14 protein-coding genes and 5 tRNA genes are annotated in these 16,738 nt (G+C 71.4%); 13 read left to right on the top strand and 6 right to left on the bottom strand.

The window, feature by feature from the left end:
- The first annotated feature begins 76 nt into the window (after positions 1-76).
- The 8 genes from ACWD2L_RS16920 to ACWD2L_RS16885 all read left to right on the top strand — a co-directional run bounded on the left by ACWD2L_RS16920 (position 77) and on the right by ACWD2L_RS16885 (position 11,319).
- Positions 77-1,117, top strand: a complete 1,041-nt coding sequence (locus tag ACWD2L_RS16920; protein ID WP_351342990.1) for a methionine ABC transporter ATP-binding protein — start codon at positions 77-79, stop codon at positions 1,115-1,117.
- Positions 1,114-1,845, top strand: a complete 732-nt coding sequence (locus ACWD2L_RS16915) for a methionine ABC transporter permease (protein ID WP_351342992.1) — start codon at positions 1,114-1,116, stop codon at positions 1,843-1,845. Before ACWD2L_RS16920 ends, ACWD2L_RS16915 begins: the two co-directional genes overlap by 4 nt.
- Positions 1,846-1,906: 61 nt before the next feature.
- Complete coding sequence (locus ACWD2L_RS16910) at positions 1,907-2,746, top strand: MetQ/NlpA family ABC transporter substrate-binding protein (protein ID WP_351342994.1); 840 nt, start codon at positions 1,907-1,909, stop codon at positions 2,744-2,746.
- 176 nt (positions 2,747-2,922) lie between these two features.
- Entirely contained in the window at positions 2,923-3,561 is a 639-nt protein-coding gene (locus ACWD2L_RS16905; RefSeq protein ID WP_351342996.1) for a GNAT family N-acetyltransferase, read from the top strand.
- 120 nt (positions 3,562-3,681) lie between these two features.
- Positions 3,682-4,896 (top strand): precorrin-6y C5,15-methyltransferase (decarboxylating) subunit CbiE, encoded by a 1,215-nt coding sequence (cbiE, locus tag ACWD2L_RS16900; RefSeq protein ID WP_351342998.1) that lies wholly within the window; start codon positions 3,682-3,684, stop codon positions 4,894-4,896.
- A gap of 375 nt (positions 4,897-5,271) precedes the next feature.
- Positions 5,272-9,012: a nicotinate-nucleotide--dimethylbenzimidazole phosphoribosyltransferase gene (cobT, locus tag ACWD2L_RS16895; RefSeq protein WP_451189965.1), complete on the top strand. Its 3,741-nt coding sequence runs from the start codon at positions 5,272-5,274 to the stop codon at positions 9,010-9,012.
- A gap of 182 nt (positions 9,013-9,194) precedes the next feature.
- Entirely contained in the window at positions 9,195-10,421 is a 1,227-nt protein-coding gene (gene cobA / locus ACWD2L_RS16890) for a uroporphyrinogen-III C-methyltransferase (protein ID WP_351341297.1), read from the top strand.
- A gap of 64 nt (positions 10,422-10,485) precedes the next feature.
- The gene (locus ACWD2L_RS16885; protein WP_351341294.1) at positions 10,486-11,319 is read left to right on the top strand and encodes a TrmH family RNA methyltransferase; all 834 of its coding nucleotides are present in this window, start codon (positions 10,486-10,488) and stop codon (positions 11,317-11,319) included.
- A gap of 7 nt (positions 11,320-11,326) precedes the next feature.
- Here ACWD2L_RS16885 and ACWD2L_RS16880 read toward each other — a convergent pair whose 3' ends face one another.
- Complete coding sequence (locus ACWD2L_RS16880; RefSeq protein ID WP_351341307.1) at positions 11,327-12,631, bottom strand: serine/threonine-protein kinase; 1,305 nt, start codon at positions 12,629-12,631, stop codon at positions 11,327-11,329.
- 199 nt (positions 12,632-12,830) lie between these two features.
- On the opposite strand from ACWD2L_RS16880, the gene ACWD2L_RS16875 reads away from it, so the two are divergent.
- From ACWD2L_RS16875 to ACWD2L_RS16860, 4 genes are all read left to right on the top strand, one after another.
- Positions 12,831-13,109, top strand: coding sequence for a hypothetical protein (locus ACWD2L_RS16875; RefSeq protein ID WP_351341292.1), 279 nt, complete (start codon positions 12,831-12,833; stop codon positions 13,107-13,109).
- A 232-nt stretch (positions 13,110-13,341) separates the two neighbouring features.
- Positions 13,342-13,548 (top strand): hypothetical protein, encoded by a 207-nt coding sequence (locus ACWD2L_RS16870; protein WP_351341290.1) that lies wholly within the window; start codon positions 13,342-13,344, stop codon positions 13,546-13,548.
- 179 nt (positions 13,549-13,727) lie between these two features.
- Positions 13,728-14,687 (top strand): aminoglycoside phosphotransferase family protein, encoded by a 960-nt coding sequence (locus tag ACWD2L_RS16865; protein WP_351341287.1) that lies wholly within the window; start codon positions 13,728-13,730, stop codon positions 14,685-14,687.
- A 69-nt stretch (positions 14,688-14,756) separates the two neighbouring features.
- Positions 14,757-15,044: a TFIIB-type zinc ribbon-containing protein gene (locus tag ACWD2L_RS16860; protein WP_351341284.1), complete on the top strand. Its 288-nt coding sequence runs from the start codon at positions 14,757-14,759 to the stop codon at positions 15,042-15,044.
- A gap of 53 nt (positions 15,045-15,097) precedes the next feature.
- Here the strand turns inward: ACWD2L_RS16860 and ACWD2L_RS16855 are convergent.
- The 5 genes from ACWD2L_RS16855 to ACWD2L_RS16835 form a co-directional block, all read right to left on the bottom strand.
- Positions 15,098-15,172: transfer RNA gene (locus ACWD2L_RS16855), tRNA-Val, on the bottom strand.
- A gap of 19 nt (positions 15,173-15,191) precedes the next feature.
- A tRNA-Val gene (locus ACWD2L_RS16850) sits at positions 15,192-15,263 on the bottom strand.
- Between the two features lie 24 nt (positions 15,264-15,287).
- Positions 15,288-15,359, bottom strand: a tRNA-Val gene (locus ACWD2L_RS16845).
- Between the two features lies 1 nt (position 15,360).
- Positions 15,361-15,434, bottom strand: a tRNA-Cys gene (locus tag ACWD2L_RS16840).
- A 37-nt stretch (positions 15,435-15,471) separates the two neighbouring features.
- A tRNA-Gly gene (locus ACWD2L_RS16835) sits at positions 15,472-15,544 on the bottom strand.
- Between the two features lie 155 nt (positions 15,545-15,699).
- Between ACWD2L_RS16835 and ACWD2L_RS16830 the strand changes: the two genes are divergently transcribed.
- Positions 15,700-16,737, top strand: coding sequence for a chorismate-binding protein (locus tag ACWD2L_RS16830; protein WP_351341281.1), 1,038 nt, complete (start codon positions 15,700-15,702; stop codon positions 16,735-16,737).
- Position 16,738 lies beyond the last annotated feature (1 nt).

Raw genomic sequence — 16,738 nt, 5'->3', positions numbered from 1 at the left:
ACTTCGCAAGTTCCCGACCGAATGCCCCGTGCCCGGCGCCACCCGTGCCGCGCACTCGACAGCTACGGAAACCCACGTGATCACCACCCAGGGCCTCACCAAGGTCTACCGCTCGCGCGGCCGAGAGGTCACCGCCCTCGACGGCGTCGATCTGCACGTGCGCGAAGGCGAGGTGTACGGCGTCATCGGACAGTCAGGCGCCGGCAAGTCCTCCCTGATCCGCTGCGTGAACCTGCTGGAGCGTCCGACCTCCGGCACCGTGACCGTCGCAGGACAGGACCTCACCGCCCTCGTCGGCCGCGGCTCGCGCGCGGGCAAGGAACTGCGCGCGGCACGCAGCCGTATCGGCATGGTCTTCCAGCACTTCAACCTGCTGTCCTCGCGCACCGTGCAGGACAACATCGAGCTGCCGCTCGAGATCCTCGGCAAGTCGGGGAAGGAACGTTCCACCAAGGCGCTGGAACTGCTCGACCTCGTCGGCCTCGCCGACAAGGCCACGTCCTACCCCGCCCAGCTCTCCGGCGGCCAGAAGCAGCGCGTCGGCATCGCCCGCGCGCTCGCAGGCGACCCGAAGGTGCTGCTCTCCGACGAGGCGACCAGCGCCCTCGACCCGGAGACCACCCGCTCGATCCTCCAGCTGCTTCGCGACCTCAACCGGCAGCTCGGCCTGACCGTGCTGCTCATCACGCACGAAATGGACGTCGTCAAGACCGTCTGCGACTCCGCCGCCCTGATGGAGCGCGGGCAGATTGTCGAGTCCGGCACCGTCAGCGAGCTCCTCGCGACGCCCGGCTCCGAGCTCGCCTCCGCGCTCTTCCCGGTCAGTGGCGAGGCCTCCGGCGACGACCGCACCGTCATCGACGTCACCTTCCACGGCGAGTCGACGACCCAGCCGGTCATCTCGCAGCTCTCCCGCACCTACAACGTCGACATCTCGATCCTCGGCGCCGCGATGGACACCGTCGCGGGCAAGCAGGTCGGCCGCATGCGCATCGAACTGCCCGGCCGCTACGACGACAACGTCGTGCCGATCGGCTTCCTGCGCGAACAGGGCCTCCAGGTCGACGTCCAGGGCGCAGCGCCCGCCGCTCTGCTGAAGGAAGGTGTCACCAAGTGACCTGGTCGGAGATGCAGCCGCTGTTGTCCCAGGCGTGTTGGGACACCTTCTACATGGTCGGCTGGTCCACGCTGATCGCGATCGTCGTCGGCCTGCCGCTCGGCGTCCTGCTCGTCCTCACGGACCGCGGTGGACTGCTGCAGAACGCGTATCTGAACAAGGTCATCGGGCAGGTCGTGAACATCGTCCGCTCGATGCCGTTCATCATCCTGATGGTCGCCCTGATGGGCTTCACGCGCGCGGTCGTCGGCACCACCATCGGCCGTGAGGCCGCCATCGTGCCGCTGGCCATCGGTGCCATCCCGTTCTTCGCGCGGCTCGTCGAGACGTCCGTGCGTGAGGTCGACGGCGGCCTGATCGAGGCCGTCCAGTCGATGGGCGGCAACACCTGGACCGTCGTACGCAAGGTCCTCGTGCCCGAGTCGCTGCCCTCGCTGATCTCGGCGACCACCACGACGATCGTCGCGCTCATCGGCTACTCCGCCATGGCCGGCACGGTCGGCGCGGGCGGCCTCGGCGACATCGCCATCCGCTACGGCTACCAGCGCTTCGAGGCCAACCTGATGTGGATCACGGTGGCGATCCTCGCCGTCGTCATCTCCCTCATCCAGTTCGCGGGCGACAGCGGCGCCCGGGTCCTGCACCGCCGCGCGGGCAAGGGCGGCGACCCGATCCGCTTCAACCTCTTCGCCGGTCGCACTGCTGCCACCGCCACCAAGTCCGGCTGAATCGCCCCCTGTTCTCCCCGTCCTACCGGCGGGTTGCACCACTGATGGAAAGGCACTTTTCGTGCGTAACACCACCAAGATCACCGCAGCTGTCCTCGCCACCGGCGCTCTCACCCTGGGCCTGACGGCCTGCGGCTCCGACAAGGCCGACAGCGCAGGCTCCAAGGCCAAGGCCTCCGACCCGCTGGTCGTCGCCGCGACTCCTGTCCCGCACGCCGAGATCCTCGACTTCATCAAGAAGGACCTGGCGAAGAAGGAAGGCCTCAAGCTCGAGGTCAAGGAGTTCACCGACTACGTCACGCCGAACAACGCCACCGAGGACGGTTCGGTCGACGCCAACTACTTCCAGACGACTCCCTACCTGGAAGACTTCAACAAGAAGAACGGCACGCACCTCAAGTCGGTCGCCACCGTCCACCTGGAGCCGCTCGGCCTCTACTCGCAGAAGGCCAAGAAGCTCGACGGCCTCAAGAAGGGCGGCACCGTCGCCCTCCCGAACGACGCCGACAACGAGTCCCGCGCCCTGCGCTTCCTCGCCGCGAACGACCTGATCACCCTCAAGAAGGGCTCGGAGTCCGCCGCGACCCCGCAGGACATAGCGAAGAACCCGAAGAACCTCCAGTTCAAGGAGGTCGAGGCGGCGCAGACCCCGCGCTCCCTCAAGGACGTCGACGCCGCGGTGATCAACGGCAACTACGCGATCGGCGCGGACCTCAGCCCCGCCAAGGACGCCCTCGCCCTGGAGTCCACGAAGAACAACGAGTACAACAACGTGCTCGCCATCAAGGACGGCAACCAGGACGACCCGCGTATCAAGAAGCTTGCGAAGCTCCTGACCTCGCCCGAGGTGAAGAAGTTCATCGAGGACAAGTACAAGGGCTCGGTGCTCCCCTCCTTCTGACGGAGCCTCAGACCATCCCATGGGGGCCGCTCCTGGCAACAGGCGCGGCCCCCATGTGCAGTTACGTGCCTTCATGCTGCATGCTGGGCGCGGGGGTTCGGGGGGACCTCCGAAAAAACACAGGACGAGGCCCGACGCGAAGGTAGAAGGCCAAACCGAAGGTTACGGAGCGGCGCATGACGAACACCTTCCCCGAGATCTCCATCAGCACGGAGCGCTTGGTGCTGCGTCCGCTCGACGAGGACGACGTACCCGCGCTCGCGGAGATGATGAACGACGAGCTGGTCGCCGCGTGGACCGCGGTGCCGCAGCCGTTCACCGAGGAAGGCGCCCGCACCTGGACCTCCGAGGACGCGCCGAAGGAGCGGGAGTCCGGCGCCGGACTCACCCTCGCCGTCGCCGAGTTCCTCACCCAGCGGCTCGTCGGCGTCATCCAGCTGTCCAAGACCGACTGGCACGTGCGGTCCACCGAACTCTCGTACATCGTCGCCCCCTGGGCACGCGGCGAGGGCTACGCGTCCGAGGCCGCGCTCGCCACGGCCCAGTGGCTCTTCCGCGACCAGCGCCTGGAGCGCATCGAGCTGCGCACGGCCGCTGACAACACCGCCTCCCAGCAGGTCGCCCAGAAGATCGGCTGCATCAGCGAGGGCGTGCTGCGGGGCGCGTGCATAGCGCGTACGCGCACCGAGGACGGCGGCCTCGCCGAGGCCCGCACGGACTTCATCGTGTGGAGCCTGCTGCCCGAGGACCTGGAGGGTGTCACCGAGCAACTGGCGGAGGCCGGGGGTTTCACCGCCTTCTCGGACTGGAACTGACCTCACGGGCGGTCGAAAGGCCGGGCAGGTACGCTCACGGTGCCCCGGCCCCGGTGGCGCCATGATCCCCGTGCCGCATGGGCACATACGTACCCGAGCACACCCTGGAGACTGACGACGATGGCCGACCGGGTCACGGTGATCGGCTGGGACGGTTCGCCGCTGACGGACGCGGCCCGCTCGGCACTCGGCGCGGCCACGCTCGTGGCGGGCGCCGGGCACCACCTGGTGCTGCCCGAGGTGCCCGAGCGCGCCGAACGCGTCCGGCTCGGCAGCGTGGCCCTCGCCGCCCGCCGCATCGCGGGCCACCGCGGCACGGCCGTCGTGTTCGCGGACGGTGACCCCGGCTTCTTCGGCGTCGTACGCACCCTGCGCGCGCCCGAGTACGGCCTTGAGGTCGAGGTCGTACCCGCCGTGTCCTCGGTCGCCCAGGCGTTCGCCCGCGCGGGCATGCCATGGGACGACGCACAGGTGGTCGTCGCACACCGCCGCACCCTGCGACGCGCGGTGAATGTGTGCCGCGCCCACGCCAAGGTCGCCGTCCTCACCTCGCCGGGCGCGGGCCCCGCCGAACTGGGTCTGCTGCTGGAGGGCGTCCACCGCACCTTCGTCATCTGCGAGGAGCTCGGCACCGACCGCGAACAGGTCACCGTCGTCACCTCCGACAAGGCCGCCGACCACGCGTGGCGCGACCCCAATGTCGTCATCGTCATCGGGGGGCCCGTCACCGGCGCCCCGGGGAGCGGCAACTGGCTGGCAGGCGGCGACCCCGACGCGGGCCCGCGCGGCTGGGCGCTCCCGGCGGGGGAGTACGCGGGCCCCTTCGGTGAAGGCGAGACGGAACAACTCCGCTCCGCCCAACTCGCCCGCCTCGGGCCGCGCGCGGGCGACCTCGTGTGGGACATCGGCTGCGGCAGCGGAGCGTTCACGGCGGAGGCCGGGCGGTTCGGCTCCGCCGTCATCGCCGTCGACCGGAACGCCGACGCCTGCGCCCGCACCCTCGCCGTCGCCCGCCGCTTCGGCGTCCAGGTCCAGATCGTGAACGGCACCGCCCCGTACGCCCTCGAAGACCTCCCGGAGCCCGACGTCGTCCGCGTCGGGGGCGGGGGAGCGGCCGTCGTCTCGGCCGTCGCGGACCGGCGCCCCGCCCGGATCGTCACGCACGCCGCGACACGCGACGACGCCGAACTCATCGGCAGGGACCTGACGGAGCACGGATACGACGTCGAATGCGCCCTCCTGCAATCCGTCGAACTGGACACTCGCGCCTGGACGGAGAAGGAGCGGAACGTGGGGTTCCTCCTCTCCGGGCGGCTGCCCGTACGCCACCCGTGACCCTGGCGGCACGCCGCGCGCGGTAGGCTGACCGATCGTTGTACCGCACCGGGAAGTCGGTTTCTTCGTACGCCAATGTCCCGAAAACGCCCCACTTTTGAGGTGCGTGTGGTACGGCAGCGACCGGAGGACGCGCAACGTGGCGCAGTCCACAGAAGGCCATGGTCGAACTACGTTCCGTGGCCGCGGTCCGACCGGGACAATGCCTGTTGTCCGGAGCGGTTCGTGCCGCGCGGCGCGCACGCTCGTTCTTGTTGACGGGCGGTCGACGCGTCGCCCCCGGACAGCGAAACAGTGGATCGTGAAGCTGCTCGCAGTTCCGGCGGACGGCCGGGGGCGGCCAGGAAGTTCTCATTCGATGGGCGAGGGGTAGGCATGACCGACACCGGTCAAGTTCCGGGCGAAGGGCTGCCGGAGGATGCAGGCACGGCGGAGCCGCCGGGCGTTCCCGCACCCGGCGCGTACACCTACCTCGACCCCGCGGACGCCACGGCCGAGGAGGACGAGATCCTCCTGATGCCCGGTTCGCAGGGGGCCTGGGGCCAGCCGCAGGCGCAGTCGGCGGACCAGGGCCACAGCCAGGGGCAGGGCCAGCAGTACGCCCCGGCCCAGCCCCGGCGTCCGCTGCACATGGGTCCTGCTGTCCCCGACACCAACGGCAGCCCCGTCCGCTCGCTCGCCGACCGCGGCCCCGCCCAGCAGACCCCGATGCCGGCCCGCCAGTCGGGCCCGCCCACCACGGGACCGGAGTACCTGGACATTCCGCCGCAGGGCGCGGCCCCGTGGCAGCCGGCCCAGGCGCAGCAGCAGCCGCCGGCGGCCGCAGAAACGGTCGCTCCGCAGTACGCGCAGCCGGAAACGCCCGCGCACGCCCAGGAGTTCGCTCAGGTCGGCGCGTACGCCGCGCACGATCAGGGCCAGGGCGGCCACAGCTACCCGCAGCCGTCGGACTACGCGTCGTACGGCTATGCCCAGCAGCCCGCCGCGGACCAGACACTCGGCCAGTTCATCCCGGTGGACGGCATCGTCCCCACGACCCCGCACCTGGCGCCGACCCCGCCGCAGGCGATGGTGGTCCCCCCGCTCCCGGAGGAGCAGGACGCCGGGGCCGACCAGCCGGGTGCCGTGGGGCCGCAGGACGCCCCTGACGGGCAGACCGGCGCCGACCACGAGCCCGTGGCCGTGCAGCAGGCCCCCCACACGGAGCCCGGCAACGATCAGCAGAACGCTGCGGTGCAGCAGGCTGCCGCTGCCGAGCAGGAGGGCGCGACCACTGGTCAGGGCGCTGCGGACCAGCAGGGCGTACCCGGTCAGCAGGCCACCGGCGGCCGGCAAGTTGTTGACGACCACCACGTCGTGGCCGATCCGCAGGCCGCTGCCGATCAGCAGGTTGTTGGCGACGGGCAAGGTGTGGCCGACTCGCAGGTCGTCGCCGACCAGGAGGCAGCGGGCGACCCTCGCGTCGCGGCCGACTCGCAGGTCGCTGCCGGTCAGCAGGTTGTTGGCGGCGCGCAAGGTGTGGCCGACTCGCAGGTCGTCGCCGACCAGGAGGCAGTGGGCGACCCTCGCGTCGCGGCCGACTCGCAGGTCGCTGCCGGTCAGCAGGTTGTTGGCGACGCGCAAAGTGTGGCCGACTCGCAGGCCGCTACCGGTCAGCAAGTCGTAGGCGACGGGCAAGGTGTGGCCGACCAGGAAACCGCAGGCGACCACCACGTCGTGGCCGACCCGCAGGGTCCGCACGGCATGGCCGAACCCCAGCCCGCCGAACACACCGCTACCGGGTGGCAGGCCGTTGACGACCAGCAGGTCTCGTCCGGCCACCAGGCGGTGGCGGCCGATCACCAAGCCGTCGCCGACCACCAGGCGGTGGCGGCCGATCACCAAGCCGTCGCCGACCACCAAGCCGTGGCGGCCGATCACCAAGCCGTGCCATCCGGCCACCACCCCCTGCCCGACCAGCAGGCCGCAGCCGACCAGCAATCCGTCACCGGTGACCGCGGAATCGCCACCGGTGACCGCGGAATCGCCACCGGTGACCGCCGAATCGTTACCGGTGGTCGGCAATCCGCCCCCGGTGACCAGGTCGCCGCCCACGCCGTCACCGACCCGCAGGACCCGTACGCCATGGCCAACCAGCAGTCCGCAGAGCAGGCGCCCGCGGGTGACGAGGCAGTCGCCCCCGAGCACGTCACGGAGTGGGGCTCCCCGGGCCCCGAGTCCGCCGAGATCCCCCCGGAGGGCACCGCAAGCGTTCCCGCCCCGCGGGACGGCGACTCCGGCGCGCTCGCCGACACCGAGGACCCCGCGGAGCAGACCGTCACGCCCGCCGAGCTGACGGGCGAGCCCGAACACCTGACGTCGGAGGCCGAGAGCGGCGAGGCGAACCCCGCCGCTCCCGGCTACGACGACGCCGAGCGCGAGGCCGTGCTGCGCGTGATGCGCGAGCGCCGCGACATCCGCAACGGCTTCCGCAACGACCCGATCCCGCACGAGGTACTGCTCCGCGTCCTGGAGGCGGCCCACACCGCGCCGTCCGTGGGCCACTCGCAGCCCTGGGACTTCGTCGTGATCCGCTCCGCGGACACCCGCCGCGCCATGCACGAACTGGCCGTACGCCAGAAGGACGCGTACGCCAAGTCCCTGCCCAAGGGCCGCGCGAAGCAGTTCAAGGAACTGAAGATCGAGGCCATCCTCGACACCCCGGTGAACATCGTCGTCACCGCCGACCCGACCCGCGGCGGCCGCCACACCCTCGGCCGCCACACGCAGCCGCAGATGGCCCCGTACTCCTCCGCGCTCGCCGTCGAGAACCTCTGGCTCGCGGCCCGCGCCGAGGGCCTCGGCGTCGGCTGGGTCAGCTTCTTCGACGAGCGCGAGATGGTCCGCTCCCTCGGCCTCCCGGAGCACCTCGAAGTCGTCGCGTACCTCTGCGTCGGCTACGTCGACGAGTTCCCGGCCGAGCCGGAGCTGATGCAGGCCGGCTGGTCCAAGCGCCGCCCGCTGTCGTGGGTCGTGCACGAGGAGACGTACGGCCGCCGCGCCCTGCCCGGCGAGGAGCCGCACGACCTGCTCGCGGAGACCGTCTCCAACATCCGCCCGCTGGACGCCAAGGCGCTCGGTGAGGCGTGGGAGCGGCAGAAGCGGATGACGAAGCCCCCGGGCGCGCTCGGCATGCTGGAGATCATCTCCGCCCAGCTGTCCGGCCTGTCCCGCGTGTGCCCGCCGCCGATCCCGGAGCCCGCCGCCGTAGCGATCTTCGCCGGGGATCACGGCGTGCACGCCCAGGGCGTCACCCCCTGGCCGCAGGAGGTCACCGGCCAGATGGTCGCGAACTTCCTGGGCGGCGGCGCGGTCTGCAACGCGTTCGCGAACCAGGTCGGCGCCGAGGTCTGCGTCATCGACGTCGGCGTGGCCGGCGAACTCCCCGCCACCCCTGGCCTGTTGCCCCGCAAGGTCCGCGCAGGCACCGCCGACATGACGACGGGCCCCGCCCTGACCCGCGAAGAGGTCAAGGAGGCCATCGAGGTCGGCATCGAGACGGCCCGCGACCTCGTGGCGGCCGGCAACAAGGCGCTGCTCACCGGCGAGATGGGCATCGCGAACACCACCGCGTCCGCCGCCCTGATCTCCGTCTACACCGAGGTCGACCCGGCCGAGGTGACCGGTCGTGGCACCGGCATCAACGACGAGACACACGCCCGCAAGGTCGAGGTCGTGCGCCGCGCCCTCGACGTGCACAAGCCCGACCCGGCCGACCCGATCGGTGTCCTCTCGGCGGTCGGTGGCCTGGAGCACGCGGCGATGGTGGGTCTCCTCCTCGGCGGCGCCTCCCTGCGCACGCCGGTCATCCTGGACGGTGTCAGCGCAGGTGCGGCCGCCCTGGTCGCCCGCGCTGTCGCGCCCGAGGTCCTCGCGGCCTGCATCGCGGGGCACCGCAGCGCCGAGCCCGGCCACGTAGCGGCCCTGAACAAGCTGGGCCTGCGCCCGCTCGTCGACCTGGACCTTCGCCTCGGCGAGGGCACGGGAGCCCTCCTGGCCCTCCCGATCGTCCAGAGCGCGGCTCGGGCCATGCACGAGGTCGCGACCTTCGACTCGGCGGGCGTAACAGAGAAGTAGCCCCCACCCCACCCCTTCCTGAAACTCCTCAATCGCCGGAGGGGCTGAATTTTCAGCCCCTCCGGCGATTGAGGAGGCCCGTCCGGCAGGACTTTCGGGAAGGGGCGGGGTGGGGAAGAAACCTGCCGGTCACGCCCACGACGTACGCTCACAAACAACACCCGCACGCCAGAGGACACCGCATGCCCGCCGCCGACCACCCCGCCTACCCCGTAGGGCTCCGTCTGACCGGCCGCCGAGTCGTCGTCCTCGGCGGCGGCCAGGTAGCCCAGCGCAGGCTCCCCGCCCTGATCGCCGCGGGCGCGGACATCACGCTGATCTCCCCCTCCGCGACCCCGTCGGTCGAGGCGATGGCGACCGCCGGCGAACTGACCTGGGTCGAGCGCCGCTACGAGCCGGGCGACCTCGCCGACACCTGGTACGCCCTGGTGGCCACCAGCGACCGGCAGACGAACGACGACGCCTCCGCCGAAGCGGAGCGCACCCGCACCTGGTGCGTACGCTCCGACGACGCGGACGAGGCGACCGCCTGGACCCCGGCGACGGGCCGCGCGGACGGCGTGACCGTGGCCGTCCTGACGACCACCGCCGCGGACCGCGACCCCCGCCGCACCGCCGCGATCCGCGATGCCATCGTCGAGGCCCTCCACGACGGCACCGTCGCCGTCCAGCGCGAGCACAAGCCCGGCGTGGCCCTCGTCGGCGGCGGCCCCGGCGACCCGGACCTGATCACGGTGCGCGGCCGCCGCCTCCTCGCCGAGGCCGACGTCGTGATCGCCGACCGGCTCGGCCCGCGCGACCTCCTCGACGAACTCCCGCCGCACGTCGAGGTGATCGACGCCGCGAAGATCCCGTACGGCCGCCAGATGGTCCAGGAGGCCATCAATCAGGCGCTCATCGACCACGCCAAGCAGGGCAAGGCCGTGGTCCGGCTCAAGGGCGGCGACCCGTTCGTCTTCGGCCGCGGCATGGAGGAGGCCCAGGCGCTCGCCGCCGAGGGCATCCCGGTCACGGTCGTCCCCGGCATCTCCAGCTCCATCAGCGTCCCCGGCGCCGTCGGCATCCCGGTCACGCACCGCGGCGTCGCCCACGAGTTCACCGTCGTCAGCGGCCACGTGGCGCCGGACGACGAGCGCTCCCTGGTCGACTGGGAGGCGATGGCGAGACTGACCGGCACCCTCGTGATCCTCATGGGAGTCGACAAGATCGCAAAGATCGCCGAGGCCCTCGTCTCGTACGGCAAGAGCCCCGAGACGCCCGTCGCGCTCGTCCAGGAAGGGACGACGGCGGCCCAGCGCCGCGTCGACGCCACCCTCGCGACGGTCGGCGAAACGGTCGTCTCCGAAGGGGTCAGGCCGCCGGCCGTCATCGTGATCGGTGACGTGGTGCGAGAGGGCCCCGATAAGTAACCAGCGGTAACACAACCCGCTCCGCACCGTTGGCACCACACCAAGAACAAGGCAGTATCGACCCGTGGCTGAAGCTGAATCCCGAGGGCTCATCACCATCGATGACCCCGACGACCCGCGCCTGTCCGACTACACGGGCCTGACCGACGTAGAACTGCGTCGCAAACGCGAACCGGCCGAGGGCCTGTTCATCGCCGAGGGCGAGAAGGTCATCCGGCGCGCCAAGCTCGCCGGGTACGAGATGCGCTCGATGCTGCTGTCCGCGAAGTGGGTCGACGTCATGCGCGACGTCATCGACGAGGTCCCCGCCCCGGTCTACGCGGTCGCCCCCGACCTCGCCGAGCAGGTCACCGGCTACCACGTGCACCGCGGCGCCCTCGCCTCCATGCAGCGCAAACCGCTGCCGACGGCCGACGAACTCCTCGCCACCGCCCGGCGCGTGGTCGTCATGGAGTCGGTCAACGACCACACCAACATCGGCGCCATCTTCCGAAGCGCCGCCGCCCTCGGTATCGACGCGGTCCTGCTCTCGCCCGACTGCGCCGACCCGCTCTACCGCCGCTCCGTGAAGGTCTCCATGGGCGCGGTCTTCGCCGTGCCGTACGCGCGCCTGGAAGCCTGGCCGAAGTCCCTGGAGACGGTCCGCGACGCCGGTTTCGAACTCCTCGCGCTGACCCCGGCCGAACAGGCCAAGTCCCTCGACGAGGTGGCACCGCACCGCATGGAACGCGTCGCGCTGATGCTCGGCGCGGAGGGCGACGGACTCTCGACCAAGGCCCTGATGGCGGCGGACGAATGGGTCCGCATCCCGATGGCCCACGGAGTCGACTCGCTCAACGTCGGCGCGGCGGCCGCCGTCGCGTTCTACGCGGTGGCGACGGGCCGCCCGGAGCTCTAGAGCTCCTCTAGGACTCCGAGGGGCTCCCCGGAAGCGGCAGCGCCCGCGCGGAAGCGGACGTCGTCTTCTTTACGTGGCTGTCACCGAGGCCGCGCGTCGGCCCCTGGCAGCCCTGCGCCGCCGCGATCGCCAGCGCCACGAGCAGCGTCACGACGACGAACACGAAGAGCCGCTGCCGCAGCAGCCGCGGATTCGCGGGCCGCAGCTTCTTGCCCGAACCCGTGCCGTTCGTCCGCGGCGCCGGGCGTCCCGCACCACTGCGCGGCCCCGGCCTGCTGTTGCTGCCCGACCGGCTGTTGGTGTTCCGGGCGGGCCCCGACCCGTTGCTCCTGCCGTTGCTGGGGCGCGACGTCGGAGTCCCCGGCTGCGTACGCCGCTGGGTGCGCTGCCCCTCGTACGAGGCGTGTGCGTCGGCGATGCGCCCCGTCGGCCGGTCCTGCTCGGCGGTGCGCGGCGCGGGCGGGCGCGGCTCCGCGACGATGCCCTGCGCCTCACGGGCCGCGATCTCCTTGAGCCGCAGCGACAGTTGCAGCGTGCTGGGCCGCTCCTCCGGGTCCTTCGCGAGGCACGCGCGCAGCAGCGGGGAGAGCGCGTCCGGCACCCCGGCCAGCTGCGCCTCCTCGTGGACCACGCGGTAGAGCATGACCTCGGAACTGCCGTGCCCGAAGGGCGAGTCACCCATGGCCGAGTACGCGAGCGTGGCCCCCAGGGCGAACACATCGGTCGCTGGCGTCACGGCGGCGCCCCGCACCTGCTCGGGCGCGAGGAAGCCGGGGGAGCCGACGGCGGTGCCGACATGGGTCAGCGTCGAGGCGCCGGTCGCCCACGCGATACCGAAGTCGATGATCCGCGGCCCCTTCGGGGACAGCAGAATGTTGGACGGCTTGAGGTCACGGTGCACGACCCCGGCCTCATGGACGGCGACGAGCCCCTCGGACAGCGCGGCGCCGACGGCCGCCACGTCCGATGCGGCCAGCGGACCCTCCTCGGCCACCTTGTCGTGCAGCGAGGGACCCGGCACGTACTGCGTCGCGAACCACGGGCGCTCCGCCTCCAGATCGGCCGCGACGAGCCGGGCGGTGCAGCCGCCGCGGATCCGCCGCGCGGCGGACACCTCGCGCGCGAACCGCGAGCGGAACTCCTGGTCCTCCGCCAGATCAGGCCTGATCACCTTGAGCGCGACCCGCTGGCCGCGCCGGTCGGACCCGAGGTAGACCACGCCCATCCCGCCGGCCCCGAGGCGTCTGTGAAGCCTGAACGAGCCGACGACGCGCGGGTCCTCGCGCCTGAGGCGCATCATCGCCATGTTCATCCCCGCTGCTGCCCGGTCCGTCTGACGAGCCACAGCTTACGTTTTCGCGCACGGCGGCGCGCAAAGGCCGCGCCCTCGCCGCCGATTCGATTGTCAGTGCCCGGTGCGAAACTTGAAGAGTGGTCAGGGGGCGCGGGAGCGGGGCGGCTTGTCGCGGGCCCGCGATCCAACAGGGCGGCGCTGAAGGGGGATTGGACGCATGAAGGGTGACCGGGTCGAGATAGTCGTGGATGCCGGGGACACGACGCGTACGTACGAGGTGACGGCGGGCCGGGCGGGCCGAAGGGTGGAGACGGCGGTGCGCAGAGGGGTGGTGGAAGTGAGCGAAGTCACCCGATCCGGATCCGTGGTGCGCACCGCGCGCTTCATGGCCACCAGGGTGTTGGCCCTGGTGGAACACCCGGTCCCGCGCGAGGAGCCCGCCGAGCGCGAGGCCCGGATCGGCCGCCCCCTGGGGGATGACCCCGAGGCCGAGTAGGTCGTCGGGCCTTCGTCTCCACCCAGGGGAGTACGCCGGTCGCAGGTGGTCATCCTCGGGGAGGCCCGGCAATCGGTACGAGGGCATGACGTCTCGGGCGCCCGGTACTCATAGATTTGAGGTCAAGCGGCGGGTACGGCACTCGTCCCCCGAGGTCAGGTACCCGCCGCTTGCCAAGACGCAAGAACTGAAGACCGACGCAAGAACTCAAGATTTCGACCGGGAGAGGACCATGGCGGACACAGCACCGCGGACGACAGCGTTCCGCACAGCGGCCCGCAGGGCGGGCCTTTTCGGTGGCCCCGCGACCGACCGCCGGCATCCGCTGGTGGCCGCGGCCATGGTTCTCCCTCTCGCGGCCCTTCTCGTCGTCGTATTCGGCGGCTGGGACGCGATGGTCACACAGGCGTCGTCCGTGGGTGTGATGCTGGGGCGCTGAGCGGCGCTCCCAGGCCCGGATGAGCGGTCCGGGCGGGGACATCCGACCATGAAACCCCGTGGGGACGGGGGTGCGGCGGACGGCACAAATGCTGCGCGCAGCTGGGGAGCTGCGCGCAGCATTATTTTGTGCCTGCCGCACCCGTAATCTTGTGCCTGCCGCACCCGTAGGCTGCCGCCGTGACCACGCTCATCGTTCCCGCGCTCAGGGCCGAGGCCCGGGGCGCGGCCCATCCGTCGGGGATCGCCTGCGTCTGTGGCGCCACGACCCTCGCCGACCGCCCCGACGCCACGGTGGTCCGGCACGGCGACACCGTCGCCAAGGCGCACGCCCCCGACACCGACCCGGCCGAGCTGAACCTGCGCCTGGCCGTGGCCGCACACCCCGCCCTGGCCGGCGTACTGCTGCACCCACTGCGCCCGACGGCGGCATCCCTGGACGACCGGCTCGTAACGTTCTGGCCGCACGGCACCCCCGTGGACCCGGACCACCCGGAGCACGCCCCCTGGGAAGCCGTGGGTGCCCTCCTCGCCCGCCTGCACCGCACGCCCGCGCACGAACTGCCGCCCGCGCTCCCGCCCATGCGCGGCCCGCTCAAGGCGGCGCGCGCCGTGGCCCGCCTCCATGCATCGGCTCCCGCCCACCCGGCCGGGCGCCCGATCCTCGACGCCTGGCGAACGCTGCCGCCCTGGGCCCGCGCCGAAGCCCCGTACGCGCACGCGAGCGCCCTCTGCCACGGAGATCTGCACCTCGGCCAGCTGGTCCGCCACCCCGCAGCCTCCGCCGACCCTGCCGCGTGGACGCTGATCGACGTCGACGACCTCGGAATCGGCGACCCCGCCTGGGACTTGGCCCGCCCCGCCGCCTGGTTCGCCTGCGGTCTGCTGTCCGGCGAGGACTGGACCCGCTTCCTCGGCGCGTACCAACGCACAGGCGGCGCAAAGGAACTGAGCGTCCCCGACCCCTGGCCCGCCCTGGACGTTCCGGCCCGCGCCCTGGCCGTGCAGACCGCCGCGCTCGCCGTCGCGAAGGCCGCCGACGCGGGCCGCACGCTCGACGAGGTGGAGGAGTCGGTCGTCGACGCCTGCGCCCGAATGGCATCGGTGCCACCGCAGTTCGAGGACGTACCGGCCAAGTAGGGTGCGGGGGACCGAAGCCGGGAAGCGTTCCGGCGAAGCAGCACCGAACGGCAAGGAGTTGAGCCGAGCATGCAGTGCCCGAAGTGTCACGCACCGATGCACACGTACAACCGCAATGGCGTCCAGATCGAGCAGTGCAGCGGGTGCCGCGGGATATTCCTGGACTACGGCGAGCTGGAGTCGCTGACTCGCATGGAGTCGCAGTGGCAGCAGCAGGCGCCACCGCCCCCGCCCGCCCCACAGGGCTACCCGGCCCCCGCGGCCCCGGCCTGGGGAGCCCCGCACCACGGCGGTCACCATGGCGGCCACCACGGCCACCACAACCGTGGCTTCGGCCGGATGCTGTTTTCCTCCTGAGGAGCCGCCCGGCACGAAGAAGCCCCCGGCCACGAGGACCGGGGGCTTCTTGCTGGTGCGCGATACTGGGATTGAACCAGTGACCTCTTCCGTGTCAGGGAAGCGCTCTCCCGCTGAGCTAATCGCGCGGGAACCCACAGGGGGCAGTGGACGATACTGGGATTGAACCAGTGACCTCTTCCGTGTCAGGGAAGCGCTCTCCCGCTGAGCTAATCGTCCGGGAAGGAAGCCTTGCGGCCTCAGTGCGCGATACTGGGATTGAACCAGTGACCTCTTCCGTGTCAGGGAAGCGCTCTCCCGCTGAGCTAATCGCGCTTGGAGGTGGAGACGGGATTTGAACCCGTGTAGACGGCTTTGCAGGCCGTTGCCTCGCCTCTCGGCCACTCCACCAGGAGCGTAGGGGTTCGGGAAGATCCCCCACATCCTGAGCGAACGACCGGGTTCGAACCGGCGACCTCAACCTTGGCAAGGTTGCGCTCTACCAACTGAGCTACGTTCGCGTGTCATTCCGGTCGGCTTCCGCGTCCCGGCGACGTGTTGAACTCTAGCGGATTCCTGGGGGAGGTCCAAAACGCGTTTGCGCAGCGTGCTGCGGTGCGATCGGCGAAGGTCCTGCTCAGATGGGCCGGTCGGCATCAGCCATAGACTCGAAGGTGTGCACGACCTCCCTGCTCTGGCCCGCTTCGGCGGGCTCGTCGCGACCGACCTGCGCGACGTCACCAGCGATCCCGCGGCCCTCGACGGCGCCGGCTTCTGGGCGGTCTGCGCCGATTTCGAGGGGCGCCTCGTCTGCGCCCGCTTCGGCAACGTGCGCGAGGAAGCCGTGCCCGCCCCGCGCCCCGGCGCATGGCCCGGACCTGCACCTATGGACTGGACGTCGTCGCTCGACCACGCCGCGTACACGGACGGCGTGCGGCGCATCCGCGCGCACATAGCGACCGGCGAGGTCTACCAGGCGAACCTCTGTCGCGTGCTGTCCGCGCCCATCTCCCCGTACGCGGATGTGGACGCCCTCACCGCTCTCCTCGCGCGCGGGAACCCGGCGCCGTACGCGGGCACGATCCGGCTCCCGGGCCATGGCGTGGAGGTCGCGACGGCCTCGCCCGAGCTGTTCCTGCGCAGGGACGGCCGGGTCGTCGAATCCGGGCCGATCAAGGGGACCGGGCGCACCGAGGCGGACCTCCTCGACAAGGACCACGCCGAGAACGTGATGATCGTCGACCTGGTCCGCAACGACCTGGGCGTCGTCTGCGCCACCGGCAGCGTGACCGTGCCCGAACTGTGCGTGGTCGAGAAGCATCCGGGCCTCGTCCACCTCGTCTCCACCGTGCGCGGCGAACTGCCCGAGGCGGCCGGCTGGCCGGAACTGCTCGACGCGGCGTTCCCGCCCGGCTCCGTCACCGGCGCCCCGAAGTCCAGCGCCCTGCGGATCATCGACGACCTGGAGACGGCGCCGCGCGGCCCGTACTGCGGCGGTATCGGCTGGGTGGACGCGGACCGGGGGACCGGGGAACTGGCCGTCGGGATCCGCACGTTCTGGATCGACCGCGGCGCCGACGGCGACTTCCTGCGCTTCGGCACCGGCGCCGGAATCACCTGGGGCTCCGACCCGGAGCGGGAGTGGCGCGAGACCGAGCTGAAGGCGGCGCGGCTGCTGGGGGTAGCGTCGGGAACGTACGCACTCGAACAGTGAG

The organism is Streptomyces sp. NPDC002754 (assembly GCF_053592315.1).
Note: the sequence above shows the minus strand (reverse complement) of the source record. Positions and strands in the feature narration are given on the sequence as shown.